We start from the raw sequence: 13,070 nt of genomic DNA on the forward strand, positions 1-13,070 counted from the left end.
TAAAATACCCCCAATACTGGGTGTCCAGTATTGGGGGTACATATCACCCCTTCGCGGGGAATATTGCAGGTTTTTTTATTGCTTAATGCAGCAAAGTTATGCTATAATGGAATTGCCTAAATTTTTGTAAAATAAATTCATAAGAGAAAGGGATGATGAAAATTGGGTATTGTTATTTCTGCAATTATAACATTTTGGGTTGGCTATTTGATTTACAAAAAGTACAAACCACAGCCTGTGCTCTTCATGGGCGGTATTATCATGATGTATATCGCTGCTATGCTGGGTTACAGCCAGATTTTAGGAGCTAAGGCTACAACAGGCTCCGTAATTTTCGATGCCTTTGAATTTATCCGCGCAACTTTCAGCTCTAATGTCGGCAAACTCGGCCTGAACATTATGTCTGTAGGCGCTTTTGCTAAATATATGGATAAAATCGGCGCTTCCCGCTCTTTAGTACGTTTAACCATCAAACCGTTGATGGCTTTAAAATCCCCCTATCTGGTAATGAGCGGCACCTGGATTATCGGTATGCTCATCGGTCTGTGCATCAACAGTGCCTCCGGTCTGGCAATGCTGCTGATGGTAACCATGTTCCCCATCCTGTTGGGCTTGGGAGTAAGCCGTCTGTCCGCAACCGCTGCTGTAGCAACCACCCTCTGCTTCGACTGGAGCCCCAGTGATACCGGTACCATCCTCTCCGCTGAAACCGCAGGCGTTGACCCTGTAGTTTACTGGAGTCATTATCAGGTTCCTATCGTTGCTGTAGCCTTCGTAGTTGTAGGCGTTCTGCATTACCTGACTCAGAAATATATGGATAAACGCGACGGTCATATAGTGCAGCCTATGGAGGTTGAAAAAGTTGAAGAAGAAGCAGATAATGCACCGATGTGGTACGCTATCCTGCCGGTAATTCCTCTGGCATTGATTCTTTCCTTCAGCTCTCTTTGGATTACCACTATTAAGATGAACATCGTTATGGCAATGTTCATCGGCATGACTATCGGTGTTATGTGCGAGTACGGCCGTTGGCGTGACGGTCAAAAAGTTCTGGGCGATATTCAGACCTTCTTTGACGGCTTAGGTATGCAGATGGCTAACGTTATTACCCTGGTTGTAGCAGGTCAGACCTTTGCTAAGGGCCTCGTATCCATGGGTGCTATCACCACTCTTATCGACGGCAGTAAAAACTTAGGCTTCGGCCCGATGGCTATGATGCTGGTTATGGTAGCAATCATCGCTGTATCCGCAATTGTTATGGGCAGTGGCAACGCTCCCTTCTTCGCATTCGCCGCACTTACTCCGGCAGTTGCAGCGCACAGCGGCCTGCACCCTGTACTGATGCTGCTGCCGATGCACTTTGCAGCTTCCATCATGCGTAACTGCTCCCCGATTACCGCAGTTATCGTAGTATCTTCCGGTATGGGTGGCGTTTCCTCCTTTGATCTGGTAAAACGCACCGCAATCCCCATGGCCGGCGCTATGATCGTTACCATCGGTATGACCTTCTTCTACTACTACACCGGTTGGTAAGAAGCAAGTACCTTTAACTGTTAAGTAAAAATTTACAGTATTATAACCCCCGCTGTTCCACGTTCGGGAAACGCGGGGGTTTAATAAATTCTGAAAGGAGTTTTCCCTATGTTTATCTGTGATTGTCACTGCGATACCCTTACCGAATTATATAAGAAAGGCACCAGCCTTTATGCCAATGACCAGCATTTTGACATTCAGCGTCAAATCGCTCTCGGCGGCGGTCTGCAATTCTGTGCTATTTTCGTACCCACACGCGAATTCCGTTATTACGGCGGCCTGCGCTACACCCTGCAGCTGCTCGACAAATACCTGCAAGAGGTAAAGAAGCTGCATGTAGACGGTATTGACGTACTGCAGGTGCTCACAAAAGAGGATGCAGCCGATGTGCTCAACCACAAGGCCGCAACCCTGCTCGCCATTGAAGAAGGCGGCGCTATCGACGGCAGCCTGGAAGCACTGCGTTGCCTTTACGCCTTAGGCGTGCGTGCAATGACTCTTACCTGGAGCAACCGTAACGATATTGCCGACGGCGTTAACGAAGAAGGCAGCGGCGGCGGTCTTACCGTTTTCGGCCGCCAAGTAGTTGCTGAAATGAACAAGCTCGGTATGCTGGTTGACGTTTCCCACATCGCACCCGCAGGCTTCTGGGATGTTATCGAGACCAGCAGCAAGCCCATTATCGCAACTCATTCCAATGCCAAGGCTCTTTGCCCGCATCCGCGTAACCTGGATGACAAGCAGATTTTGGCAATCAACGAAAATGATGGCCTCATCGGTGTTACCTTTGCCGGTCAATTTTTGGAGCACGATTACAACGATGCCTGCATCGAAAGCATTTACCGCCATATCGACTATATGCTGAACATCATGGGCAACGATGACCATATCGGCTTCGGCAGCGACTTTGACGGCATCAGCCATCCGCCCTACAACCTCCACGGCGTGCAGGATTACAGTGCAGTGTATGAATATCTTTCTAAAAAATACAGCGCCAGCACCGTTGAAAAAATTACCCATAAAAACGTGCTGAATCTGCTGCAAAAGGTACTGTAAGCATCCCTTCTCATCTTACCGTTTAAAAGCAACTAAAAAGCCATACCTCGCTAATCAAAACGCTTAGCATGGTATGGCTTTATTTATTGCCTAAATCTGCTTATTTCTTTTTGGTGCTGCTCTTAGCTTTAGCATCATTAGCATTGGCTATCTGCGCCCAATCACGCAGCATATCAACGCAGGCTGCGGCATAAGCTCCGGCACTGCCAAAGGCACCTGCATCCTGAGTATACAGACGGAAAACCTGGATATCGTCATAATAGATATCTGCCGTAATGCCGTTGTCATAAACCACAAAATGGTTGGGGTTTACAGGTCCGCGCTGACGCACGTTCCACAAGCCGCCGGCAAGCATATAGGCACGATATTTGCCCTTGGTATCACCAATACTCTGACTTACGTTAAAGCTCCAGTTGCCCTCGGTAACAGTCGCATGGTCATCATCTTTAACAACAACATCGGGATGAATGTTATATTCCTTCAGCTGCTTCATAACGCGTTTTACGCGTTCCTCCGGCTCGGGATGGCTGCTGAACAGACCGTATTTCGCACCGCCGCCCTGCTTGGACAAATCATCAAGCTTCCACACGGTAATCAGCATGCTGTAAGGGTTATAGCCCGCTGCAATACTGTTTTTTACGCCTTCCTTATCGGCACCGCGCTCATCAGTACGGCTGTAGCCGGCAAACAACGCCTGCTGCGCTGCCTGCACAAGTCCCATGCCCTGTCCGCGGGTGGCAGCTATCAGAATCAGTGAGGTCCACATCTGCTTTTCAATCGCATTTACTGTATGCTTCTTGGCTACGTGTCCCACCTCATGACCAAGAACGCCAGCCAGCTCCATGTCTGTCGGCATGTAGTCAATCAGTCCCTTATACACATAAACAAAGCCGCCGGGGCAGGCTAATGCATTGACCTCATTATTGTTGAGCACCTTGAAGGAAAAGGTGATATCATCACGTCCGCAAACTTTCGCCAGTCTTTGGCCGATGCGGTTAACTCTTTCCTGCAGCGCAGCATCCTGCGACACGCCGTATTGCGCCTCCAGCTGCTTAGCTGTCTGCTGACCCATTTCAATTTCCTGCTCTCTGCTGATTAAACCTGCCTCTGCAGGATTAACGCCTACGAACAGGCAGCAGGCAAAAACAAACGTCATAAAAAGCTTTAATATTTTCCTCATATTGGCCTCCTGCTTCATAAACACACTACAACCAAAAAATCCTATATTGCGCCCTCTTCATGCAAAGCGCTGATTTCATTATCATTATATCCCAGTTCCTGCAAAATATCCAGCGTATGTTCGCCGAGCTTAGGCGCTCTCATGCGGATGGTACTTGCATCCTCACTGAACTTCACCGGACCGCCGATATACTGCAGCCTTCCAAGATCACTGTCTGCTTCCTGCAGGATATACTCCTGCGCCGTCAGCTTACTGTCCAGTGCTTCCTCCAGGCTGCATACAGGCGTTACGCAAAATTCTGCGCCGCCGATAAGCTCCAGCCACTCTTGCTGAGTTTTAGCAGCAATTTTGGCAGCTACCAGCTGCTGCAGCTCCTCCTCATGAGCAAAATCATATTGGCGTTTTTCCAGCTCCGGACATTCAATTAAATCGCAAAAGCGTTGCCAAAACTTAGGCTCGATAGTACCAACTGTCATATATCTGCCATCTGCGGTACGATAAATATTATAATAATGCGCTATACGGCCAAAGGGCTTTTCACCAGTTTCCCGGCAGCCCCACAAAGCGCTGATGCCCGTCACCTGCATAGACAACGCCGTAGCATATAGATTGACATCGAGCCACTGTCCCTTGCCGGTACGTTCGCGCGCCAGCAGCGCCATCGAAATCGCACTCAAAGCATTCAGACCGCTGCCTACGGCGCTCACCTGCACCTCAGATACGCAGGCTCTGCCGACATCATCAAGATTGTTTAAGCCTGCCAGCCCCACAACATTCAAATCATGCGCCGGCTTATGCGATTCCTGGCCGAAGCCGGTAATCGAACAGTACACCAGACGCGGATTGATTTTATGCACGCTTGTATAATCCAGTCCATAACGCGCCAGATATCCCGGACGGAAGCCCTCTAGAAAAACATCGGCCTCTTGCAACAGCTTCAGCAGCAAATCACGTCCGCCGTCCTTTTTAAGATTCAAGGCAACGCCTCGCTTATTGCGGTTCAGCATCAAATGCCAATAGCTCATACCTTTAGTTTTTTCAGGCCAAAAGCGACGTGTCGCATCACCCTGCAAATCCTCAATCTTAATAACATCTGCACCGTAATCACCCAACAGCATACCGCAATATTGTCCCGGCAGCCATTTGGAAAAATCAACAACCTTAATACCTTCTAACAAAGCCAAATTTATCACTCCTGTTCTGCTTAATAAGCTTTTATATTCTGAAAAATTTTCTTATGAATTTATTCAGATATGTTCACAAAACACCTATTTAAATGCTATAATATAGTTATATCATTGTTAGCCATACACAACTTTCATATGGAGGTTTTTATATGCAAACCCGCAAGCTGACATCAGCAGCGCTTCTGATTGCCATCGGCACACTAAGCGCACATTTAATTTATATTCCGGCAGGTGTTTCCAAATGCTTCCCTGTGCAGCATGCCATCAATGTTATGGGTGCGGTTCTCTTGGGACCTGATTACGCCGTTGCTATAGGCTTTATTATTGCCTGTCTGCGCAACATGCTTGGCACAGGCTCACTGCTGGCTTTCCCCGGCAGTATGATTGGTGCAGCCCTCGCCGGACTGGCCTACAGCCGTTACAAAACATTGCCGGCAGCTATGGCCGGTGAAATTTTCGGCACCGGTATCATCGGTGGCTTCGTCGCCTGGATTATGGCTACTCTGCTTTTAGGCAGCAAGGCTGTAGCCTGGTTCTTTATTCCGCCGTTTTTGGTAAGCACCATCGGTGGCAGCGTTATCGCCTGCCTGCTGCTCAAAACCGGCTTTTTCAAGCAGTTCAGCAGCAAAGAAGGTAAGTAAGATGAACTTCGGCGAAATCGTTAACCTCCTTCTTTATGCCTTCAGCGGCATTTGCTTCGGAGCCTTTGCCTCACGCTACAGCGTTTTCAGTGCGCTGCACATTAAAAGCAAATGGCAGGAGGAAGGCATCAGCTGTCTTTTCGGCTGCTTGCCGCAGCTGCTCTTTCTCAGTGTAAGCTTTTTCCTTTTTCCGACGTGGTTTATCAGCAAGACTCCTACCGGAGGCTTCTTTTATTACGCAGTACTCGCATTCTTTTTCAATAAAGGTCTGCGCTTAAACAATAAAAAATAAAGTAGGTGAAAAAAATGACACACATCCACAATCATGCCTTGCCTTTCCCCGGCAAAGATGACGAAAAATATATCCAGCCTATGGCAGATATTTTTAAAGTTCTCAGCGATCCCACACGTATCCGCATTCTCTCTCTGTTAGCACACGAGGAAATGTGCGTTACCTGCATTGCCGATTCCCTTGGTATGACTCATTCCGCTATTTCGCATCAGCTGCGTCTGCTGCGTGCCACCAACCTGGTAAAATTTACCAAGGATGGCAAAGAAGTTATCTATTCTCTGGATGACAGCCATGTGCTCAGTCTTTTTGACCAGGCACTGGACCATGTAAAGCATAAGGTTTTATAATGCTGATTGGCGCTGTAAAAGCGCCAATTTTTTTATGCCTTTAAAGCGCACCTCGCCATTGACGGATAATCTCACTCTTATAGACCGAGGTCCAGCTTAAATCATCTACCGGCACGCGGACATTACCTATAAGCTCCCTACGGCCGTCATTATAGGGATATTTTTTTACATGCCACATATAGTGATAACCGTTAGCAGGCAACAGCTCTACGCCCGCGTCACTCATCAGATAATCTAAAAAGGCACGCGCCTCATCCGGATGCTCTGCGCTGCGCATCATTGCCGCACCGGTAAGCATCGTACGGTTGGCATCCTTCACTACTGTCGCAAACAGATGGCGGTGACGCGCTTCCATTTGCAGAGCATAATCCAACGGCACTACAGCAACGGTTTTTTTACCGATATATACAAGGTCTACCGCCTCGCCGAAGCCCTTGGTATACACCGGCTGCTGCGCATTAAGCTTGGCTGCATAAGCCATAGCCTGCTCCTTGCCGCGCATCTGCCAAATGCTTGTAATCATGCCGAAGCTTGCTCCGCCAAGATCAAAGTCGGCAATCGCCAGCTCATCCTTAAGCTGCGGTGCCAAAAGCTCATCCCAGGTTTCCGGAGCATACAGACCGTAGGCATGCAGATTGTTTTTATTGCTCAGCAAAGCGATATAGCTAAGATACAGGCTTGTCCATTGTCCTGTACGGTTACGCAGCTCTGCCGGCACCTTGTAGGATTCCTTGGCAATATACGGCTGCAGAATATGCTGCTCATCTGCCATGAAATACTCCTCACTCGTACCGCCCAGCCAGACATCAAATTTATGCTTGCGCAGGTAATCCAAACGTTCCTGCTGCGTGCCTCCCGGCAGATAGCTTATATTTACTTTTACACCGGCAGCCTTACTGTAGCTGTCGGCAATAATCTCCGTCAGCTTGGTGCCCATGCTGCTGCAGAGCTGCAGCTCTTTCGGCTGTGGCTGTTGGCTGCCGCAGCCTGCTGCCAGCAAAGCCAGCAGCGCCAAAATATATATTATAACTTTTCGCATTATCTTTTCCGCCTTTCGCTTTGCTATTATTATAGCATGAACGCCAAGCTTTCTCCATATTTTAGACAGCCTGCGGCTTGCCGTAAATCCTTAGTTGACTTATAATAAATTACATTGATACACAAAAAATTACTGCAAGGAGATTGTCTATGATTTTCGGCAAGAATGACATCTATGATTTGCTAAACGCTAAGAACATACCGTTTACCTGTACGGAACACCGGCCGGTTTATTCTATGGAAGAATTCGATGTACTGGATATTCCTGCCAACGCCGTTATCTGCAAAAACTTATTTTTGCGCAACAGTAACGGTAAGCAGCACTTTCTTCTGACCGTCCCCGCAGCTACGCCTGTTGACCTAAAAGAGCTTGCAGTAAAGCTTGCAAGCTCCCGCCTCAGCTTCGCTTCGGCAGAGCGTCTGGAAAAATATCTTAGACTGCAGTCAGGCTTAGTTTCTCCCTTCGGCCTGTTGAACGATACAAGCAAAAGCGTTATCTTCGTCAGCAGCAAAAACTTACCGCTATCCGCCATCATCGGTATTCATCCGAACGATAACACCACCGCTACCGTCTGGCTTACTTTCGGCGATTTACTGGCATTGTTGTCTGAACTGAAGGTAGAAGTAAAGCTGATAGAAATGTAAGTATAAAGCATACTTGCGTAAAATGAGCGTTAAGACTGCCCTCTCTGCGTCTAAAAAATCCTGGACTTGTCACGTTTTTCCGCATTTCATCATTGCTTTCCGTAACATTTTTCCGTACTTTTCATGCCCCATCTGTAACGTTTCTCCGTATTTTTTATACTTCATCTGTCACGTTTTTCCTAAAATATAAAAACCGCACCAACGTTAAACGCTGATGCGGTAATAATTCTATTTTCATTTTACAGCCTGAGCTACAGACTGATTCATCTCAACACGGCCAACGGCGGCCACAGGCTCAACCTCAGCCTTTACGCGCTCCCAGATAACAAACTTAGCCTTGCTGAAACCGTTAAAAGTAGTTGCACTGGCAGAGGTATAGGCACCGCAGCTGGGAACCAGCAGCAAATCGCCAACCTGCAGCGGTACTGTCAGGCGTCCGCGGAACATAATATCCAGGGAATCGCAGCTTGGTCCTGCAAACGTCGCTGCCACCTTTTCCTCACCCTCACGGAAGCTGATGAGCTTGAAATCCCATTGATCAAAGAGGACGCCGGAGAAGGTTCCGTACAAGCCCTCATTAAGGAAGTACCATGGCTGACCGCCACGCTCGGTAACACCGATGACGCTGGTAATCAGATTAACCGCCGTACCGCAGATATAACGGCCCGGTTCGGCCCAAATTTCGGCATCGGCAAAATCTTCATCCAAACGCGCATTGATTTGGCGCAGCATTTCCGGCAGATTGAATTTCACCTTCGGCTCAGGAATAGGGAAGCCGCCGCCGACATCAAGAATGCGCAGCTTCAGGCCTGCTGCCTCAGCCTCCTCAAACAGCTCACGCGCAATATCCAGCGCATGCAGATAAGGATCAGCGCTGACAGTCTGGCTGCCTACATGAAAGGCAATGCCAGCCATATCCAAGCCTGCTTCCTTAGCCTGCTGCATCAAAGCCAGAGCATTTTCACGCGCTGCACCGAATTTTTTATTCAAATCAACATGTGCCGAAGAATTGTCGATACGCAGTCTGAGCAGTACAGTCGCATCCGGGCACTGTTTTTTTATTTTATCTATTTCACTGGCGCTGTCAAAGGTCATCTTGCGTACGCCACAGCTGCGGCAGGCCTCCAGACCTACGCCCGTCTTTACCGGATTAGCGTAAATCAGACGGCCGCCATCCACACCCATATCATGCATAGTGCGGATTTCTCCGTCGCTTGCTACGTCAAAGCAGGAGCCCATATCTGCCATCACCCGCAAAATTTCCGGATGAGGATTAGCCTTAATCGCGTAATGAATTTTGACACGCGGCATATATTTTTTCAAAACCTTGTAGTTCTTTTTGATTTCCTCAAGAGAAAGCACTAACAGCGGCGTACCGAAACGTACCGCTAATTTTTCTACAGCCTGTTGGCTTATTTGGAAATGTTTTTTATTACTCATAACACTCTCCCCTTGCTATTGCATTTATTTTTTCTTCTATGATTGTACCACAATAATTTTAAAGTACAATAGGAAAACGGCAAAAAATTGATTTTTTTCAAGGAGAACGGGAAAATTTTCCAATAATCACGGATTGGCTCATTTTCTAGCATAAAATAGCGAAAATTTCGCCACAAAACATATTAAACACAGAAACATATCTGAATCCGGCAGGCAAAACAAAAGCGTTGAAATGCCGGTTAAATGACATTTCAACGCTTATTTTTTTTAGCTGTATCTGCGCAAATTATTTTTTCGGAGCGGGAATTACATCGCAGCCCATGTAAGGACGCAGAACCTCAGGAACAACTACGCTGCCATCAGCCTGCTGATAGTTTTCCAGAATAGCAGCAACAGTACGGCCAACAGCTACACCACTGCCGTTAAGGGTATGTACAAATTCCGGTTTGGATTTTGCATCACGACGGAAGCGGATGTTGGCACGACGTGCCTGGAAGTCCAGGAAGTTGGAGCAGGAAGAAATTTCACGGTAGCAGTTTGCTGCCGGCAGCCATACTTCGAGGTCATAGGTGGTAGCAGAGCTGAAGCCAAGATCACCGGTGCACAGACGTACAACATGGTACGGCAGGCCCAGTAATTGCAGAACCTCTTCAGCATCGTTGGTCAGCTTGTCCAGCTCAGCCCAGGATTCTTCCGGTTTGGTGAATTTAACCAACTCAACCTTATTGAACTGATGCATACGGATCAGGCCACGGGTATCACGGCCTGCAGCACCGGCTTCTGCACGGAAGCAAGCGCTGTAAGCGGTATATTTCAGCGGCAGTTCGTCGCCGGTCAGAATATCATCACGATGATAGTTGGTTACAGGAACCTCTGCGGTCGGAATCAGGTACATATCGCCGTTTTCCAGCTTGTACATATCCTCGGCAAATTTCGGCAGTTGGCCGGTGCCCTGCATGCTTGCACCGTTAACGATGAACGGCGGGAAGAATTCGGTATAACCATGCTTTCTGGTGTGTACATCCAGGAAGAAGTTGATAACGGCACGCTCCAGACGGGAGCCCATGCCACGATAGAATACATAACGTGCACCGCTAACCTTAACGCCACGTTCGAAATCCAGAATGCCCAGGTTTTCACCGATATCCCAGTGAGCCTTAGGTTCAAAATCAAATTTGGTCGGTTCGCCCCAGGTGCGGATAACCGGGTTGCAGGTATCATCTTTGCCTACGGGAACATCTTCTGCGGGAACGTTAGGAATAGTCAGCAGAATGCTTTTGATTTTTTCTTCAATTTCTTTCAGTTCCTTGTCATCTGCAGCAATTTTATCGCCGAGAGCACGAACTGCAGCCATCTGCTCAGCAGCATCCTGACCGGCTTTTTTCAGCTTGCCGATCTCCTGAGATGCAGTGTTGCGTTCTTTTTTCAGTGCTTCTACCTGTTGGGTAATTTCACGACGTTGTTTATCCAGTTCCAGGAATTCAGTCAAATCAAGGCTGCCATTACGGCTTTTTACAGCCTCTTCGACCAGCTTCGGATTTTCGCGGACGAATTTTAAATCTAACATAATATAGCCTCCAAATAATTTATCATAACTTATATTGTAGCATAAATCCCGTCGGGATAAAAGATTTTACTGCAATTTTTAATAGTCAATTCCCTCATCGCGACGTGCAAGATAGCGGATTGCCGAAAGAGCAGCCTTTTGTCCCTGACCGGCAGCACGGTTTACCTGCCAAGGCTGACCTGTGCAGTCACCGCCGGCAAAAACGCCTTCAATATTTGTTTGCGCCTGATCATCAACATAAATGCTGCGGCCGCGTATTTCCAGGCCCGGCAGGAAGCTGTTAAGCGGGTCGCTGGCACGGAACACAAAGGCAGCCTTAACGCTGTAAAAATCATCGCCTGCACGCAAGCCGGTAACCTTGTCGGTACCGGTAATTTCTGTCGGCTTATCCAGCACTACGGTAATATTTTTCTTTTTAGGCGGAACAAAGCCGGTATACAGCGGGAAGAAGAATACATGCTCGCACTGGTCTGCCAGATATTCAACCTCTTCCAGAGCATCAGGTACTGTAGCAATAGCAGCCACGGACTTGCCCTTATATTTATCAGCATCAACAACAGCGCAGTAGCTTACGCCCTTACCCAAAAATTCCTTTTCACCGGGGAAAAGGGTAGAGCGGGAAATACCGGTTGCCAATACTACGGAATCCGCAGAATATTCACCATGCGGAGTACCCAGCATAAAGCCTTCGCCTACCTCACGCAAAGAAATAATTTTGGCCTCAATAATATCTACTTCCATCTGCTTGAGATGATTTACAAAAATATCCATAAGCGCAGTACCGGAAATATCGGGTATACCCATATAATCTGTAATCTGCGCTACACTACGCAGACGGGGGCTGAAGCCATGGGCTTCAAACAGAACAACCTTACGTCCCTTGCTGGCTGCAGTAATCGCTGCAGATACGCCGGCAGGACCACCACCAATAACGGCAATATCGTAATCCATAAGTCTATCCTCCGTACAAAAAATTTAGAACCTACTATAACACTTTAATTGTATGCTTTTCTAGATGCATAGTCAAATGTTTTTATGCTTCCGGAGATTTTTTAAGTTTTTTTGAAAAAAGTGCTTGACATTTTCCTGCATATAGAGTATTATAATCAAGTAACGTGACCACGGCCCATTAGCTCAGTTGGTAGAGCACCTGACTCTTAATCAGGGTGTCGTAGGTTCGAGGCCTACATGGGTCACCACATTTGGCCGGTTGGTCAAGCGGTTAAGACACCGCCCTTTCACGGCGGTATCGGGGGTTCGATTCCCCCACCGGTCACCAAATACGGGCGCTTAGCTCAGCTGGGAGAGCGTCTGCCTTACAAGCAGAATGTCAGCGGTTCGATCCCGTTAGCGCCCACCATTTTTTTGCCCATTTTGCCTCAATATTGTAATGGCCCGGTGGTTCAGTTGGTTAGAATGCCGCCCTGTCACGGCGGAGGTCGTGGGTTCGAGTCCCATCCGGGTCGCCATTACGCCTCGGTAGCTCAGTTGGTAGAGCAAAGGACTGAAAATCCTTGTGTCCACAGTTCGATTCTGTGCTGAGGCACCAATCCAAAAACAGCACCTGCTATTGCGGGTGTTTTTTTATTATATGTATATCTATATCTGCTTAAACACATTTTTTAGCCAGCAAGGAGTGTTATCATGTTTGAAAAATTTTTCCATGAAGTAACCGGTCCCTACATCTGGGGTCTGATTCTGCTTTTATCCCTGCGTGCCATCTTCTCTTCCGTGCGCAAAAAGGATTATCCGCACGCTGCTGCTTTTATCGTCGTAGCCATTGCTGCCGCATTTATGACAGCAAGCGCACTTGACATGCTTCCGCCTGCTATAGCAGAAATATTTGCATAAGAAAAAGGCCGCTGCGCAGCGACCTTTTTACAAACTTAAACGCCGCTTTACGCGGCGTTTTTTGTGCTTATTTTCAGTTGATGCCGGTTACATCAAAGCCGGTATCCTCAACAGCAGCCTTCAAAACTGCATCATCCAGGCCTGTGCCCTCAACAACCGCATTATTGTTTTCCAAGGAAACAACAACACTTGTTACACCTGCTACAGCAGAAAGTGCTTCCTTAACGGCGCCAACACAATGCTGGCAATGCATACCTTCGATAGCAATAGTCCTAGTCATAATAAAATCTCCT

At 47.7% G+C, this 13,070-nt stretch carries 14 protein-coding genes and 5 tRNA genes; 12 read left to right on the plus strand and 7 right to left on the minus strand.

The window, feature by feature from the left end:
- The first annotated feature begins 162 nt into the window (after positions 1–162).
- A complete protein-coding gene (gene dcuC, locus M5E81_RS10730) occupies positions 163–1,533 on the plus strand; it encodes a C4-dicarboxylate transporter DcuC (protein WP_210685335.1) in 1,371 nt (456 codons plus the stop codon).
- A gap of 108 nt (positions 1,534–1,641) precedes the next feature.
- Positions 1,642–2,589, plus strand: a complete 948-nt coding sequence (locus tag M5E81_RS10735; RefSeq protein ID WP_009145156.1) for a dipeptidase — start codon at positions 1,642–1,644, stop codon at positions 2,587–2,589.
- 100 nt (positions 2,590–2,689) lie between these two features.
- Here the strand turns inward: M5E81_RS10735 and M5E81_RS10740 are convergent, their stop codons facing one another.
- Together M5E81_RS10740 and M5E81_RS10745 are read right to left on the minus strand one after the other, a co-directional pair.
- On the minus strand, positions 2,690–3,769 hold the full coding sequence (locus M5E81_RS10740; protein WP_249747491.1) for a M48 family metallopeptidase: 1,080 nt from the start codon (positions 3,767–3,769) through the stop codon (positions 2,690–2,692).
- Positions 3,770–3,810: 41 nt separating this feature from the next.
- Positions 3,811–4,953, minus strand: coding sequence for a CaiB/BaiF CoA transferase family protein (locus tag M5E81_RS10745; RefSeq protein WP_040565002.1), 1,143 nt, complete (start codon positions 4,951–4,953; stop codon positions 3,811–3,813).
- Positions 4,954–5,105: 152 nt separating this feature from the next.
- Here M5E81_RS10745 and thiW point away from each other — a divergent pair, with 152 nt between their 5' ends.
- Genes thiW through M5E81_RS10760 form a run of 3 tightly spaced genes read left to right on the plus strand, consistent with a single transcriptional unit; the run spans position 5,106 to position 6,236 of the window.
- The gene (thiW, locus tag M5E81_RS10750) at positions 5,106–5,597 is read left to right on the plus strand and encodes an energy coupling factor transporter S component ThiW (RefSeq protein ID WP_009145153.1); all 492 of its coding nucleotides are present in this window, start codon (positions 5,106–5,108) and stop codon (positions 5,595–5,597) included.
- A gap of 1 nt (position 5,598) precedes the next feature.
- Positions 5,599–5,889: a hypothetical protein gene (locus tag M5E81_RS10755; protein WP_009145152.1), complete on the plus strand. Its 291-nt coding sequence runs from the start codon at positions 5,599–5,601 to the stop codon at positions 5,887–5,889.
- A gap of 14 nt (positions 5,890–5,903) precedes the next feature.
- Positions 5,904–6,236, plus strand: coding sequence for an ArsR/SmtB family transcription factor (locus tag M5E81_RS10760; protein ID WP_249747492.1), 333 nt, complete (start codon positions 5,904–5,906; stop codon positions 6,234–6,236).
- Positions 6,237–6,276: 40 nt separating this feature from the next.
- On the opposite strand, the gene M5E81_RS10765 is transcribed toward M5E81_RS10760, so the two are convergent.
- Complete coding sequence (locus tag M5E81_RS10765; protein ID WP_249747493.1) at positions 6,277–7,275, minus strand: extracellular solute-binding protein; 999 nt, start codon at positions 7,273–7,275, stop codon at positions 6,277–6,279.
- Positions 7,276–7,424: 149 nt separating this feature from the next.
- Between M5E81_RS10765 and M5E81_RS10770 the strand changes: the two genes are divergently transcribed.
- On the plus strand, positions 7,425–7,919 hold the full coding sequence (locus M5E81_RS10770) for a prolyl-tRNA synthetase associated domain-containing protein (protein WP_249747494.1): 495 nt from the start codon (positions 7,425–7,427) through the stop codon (positions 7,917–7,919).
- Positions 7,920–8,153: 234 nt separating this feature from the next.
- Here the strand turns inward: M5E81_RS10770 and M5E81_RS10775 are convergent, their stop codons facing one another.
- The 3 genes from M5E81_RS10775 to M5E81_RS10785 all read right to left on the minus strand — a co-directional run bounded on the left by M5E81_RS10775 (position 8,154) and on the right by M5E81_RS10785 (position 11,877).
- Positions 8,154–9,359: a type III PLP-dependent enzyme gene (locus tag M5E81_RS10775; RefSeq protein ID WP_009145853.1), complete on the minus strand. Its 1,206-nt coding sequence runs from the start codon at positions 9,357–9,359 to the stop codon at positions 8,154–8,156.
- A 286-nt stretch (positions 9,360–9,645) separates the two neighbouring features.
- Positions 9,646–10,926, minus strand: a complete 1,281-nt coding sequence (serS, locus tag M5E81_RS10780; protein ID WP_009145851.1) for a serine--tRNA ligase — start codon at positions 10,924–10,926, stop codon at positions 9,646–9,648.
- A 78-nt stretch (positions 10,927–11,004) separates the two neighbouring features.
- The gene (locus M5E81_RS10785; RefSeq protein ID WP_009145850.1) at positions 11,005–11,877 is read right to left on the minus strand and encodes an NAD(P)/FAD-dependent oxidoreductase; all 873 of its coding nucleotides are present in this window, start codon (positions 11,875–11,877) and stop codon (positions 11,005–11,007) included.
- A 172-nt stretch (positions 11,878–12,049) separates the two neighbouring features.
- Here M5E81_RS10785 and M5E81_RS10790 point away from each other — a divergent pair.
- The 6 genes from M5E81_RS10790 (at position 12,050) to M5E81_RS10815 (ending at position 12,777) form a co-directional block, all read left to right on the plus strand.
- A tRNA-Lys gene (locus M5E81_RS10790) sits at positions 12,050–12,125 on the plus strand.
- A 5-nt stretch (positions 12,126–12,130) separates the two neighbouring features.
- Positions 12,131–12,205: transfer RNA gene (locus M5E81_RS10795), tRNA-Glu, on the plus strand.
- A gap of 5 nt (positions 12,206–12,210) precedes the next feature.
- Positions 12,211–12,286: transfer RNA gene (locus tag M5E81_RS10800), tRNA-Val, on the plus strand.
- Between the two features lie 32 nt (positions 12,287–12,318).
- Positions 12,319–12,395 (plus strand) — tRNA-Asp (locus M5E81_RS10805).
- Positions 12,396–12,399: 4 nt separating this feature from the next.
- Positions 12,400–12,475: transfer RNA gene (locus tag M5E81_RS10810), tRNA-Phe, on the plus strand.
- A 95-nt stretch (positions 12,476–12,570) separates the two neighbouring features.
- Positions 12,571–12,777 (plus strand): hypothetical protein, encoded by a 207-nt coding sequence (locus M5E81_RS10815; protein ID WP_009145849.1) that lies wholly within the window; start codon positions 12,571–12,573, stop codon positions 12,775–12,777.
- A 73-nt stretch (positions 12,778–12,850) separates the two neighbouring features.
- On the opposite strand, the gene M5E81_RS10820 is transcribed toward M5E81_RS10815, so the two are convergent.
- On the minus strand, positions 12,851–13,057 hold the full coding sequence (locus tag M5E81_RS10820; RefSeq protein WP_249747495.1) for a heavy-metal-associated domain-containing protein: 207 nt from the start codon (positions 13,055–13,057) through the stop codon (positions 12,851–12,853).
- Between the last annotated feature and the right edge of the window lie 13 nt (positions 13,058–13,070).

It is taken from the genome of Phascolarctobacterium succinatutens (genome assembly GCF_023497905.1).
GTDB lineage: Bacteria > Bacillota > Negativicutes > Acidaminococcales > Acidaminococcaceae > Phascolarctobacterium_A > Phascolarctobacterium_A succinatutens.

Excerpts from the sequence above, each read along its gene's own strand:
- M5E81_RS10735 (WP_009145156.1), top strand. The coding sequence starts at position 1,642 with ATGTTTATCTGTGATTGTCACTGCGATACCCTTACCGAATTATATAAG.
- M5E81_RS10740 (WP_249747491.1), bottom strand. The coding sequence starts at position 3,769 with ATGAGGAAAATATTAAAGCTTTTTATGACGTTTGTTTTTGCCTGCTGC.
- thiW (WP_009145153.1), top strand. The coding sequence starts at position 5,106 with ATGCAAACCCGCAAGCTGACATCAGCAGCGCTTCTGATTGCCATCGGC.
- M5E81_RS10755 (WP_009145152.1), top strand. The coding sequence starts at position 5,599 with ATGAACTTCGGCGAAATCGTTAACCTCCTTCTTTATGCCTTCAGCGGC.
- M5E81_RS10760 (WP_249747492.1), top strand. The coding sequence starts at position 5,904 with ATGACACACATCCACAATCATGCCTTGCCTTTCCCCGGCAAAGATGAC.
- M5E81_RS10765 (WP_249747493.1), bottom strand. The coding sequence starts at position 7,275 with ATGCGAAAAGTTATAATATATATTTTGGCGCTGCTGGCTTTGCTGGCA.
- M5E81_RS10770 (WP_249747494.1), top strand. The coding sequence starts at position 7,425 with ATGATTTTCGGCAAGAATGACATCTATGATTTGCTAAACGCTAAGAAC.
- M5E81_RS10775 (WP_009145853.1), bottom strand. The coding sequence starts at position 9,359 with ATGAGTAATAAAAAACATTTCCAAATAAGCCAACAGGCTGTAGAAAAA.
- serS (WP_009145851.1), bottom strand. The coding sequence starts at position 10,926 with ATGTTAGATTTAAAATTCGTCCGCGAAAATCCGAAGCTGGTCGAAGAG.
- M5E81_RS10785 (WP_009145850.1), bottom strand. The coding sequence starts at position 11,877 with ATGGATTACGATATTGCCGTTATTGGTGGTGGTCCTGCCGGCGTATCT.
- M5E81_RS10815 (WP_009145849.1), top strand. The coding sequence starts at position 12,571 with ATGTTTGAAAAATTTTTCCATGAAGTAACCGGTCCCTACATCTGGGGT.
- M5E81_RS10820 (WP_249747495.1), bottom strand. The coding sequence starts at position 13,057 with ATGACTAGGACTATTGCTATCGAAGGTATGCATTGCCAGCATTGTGTT.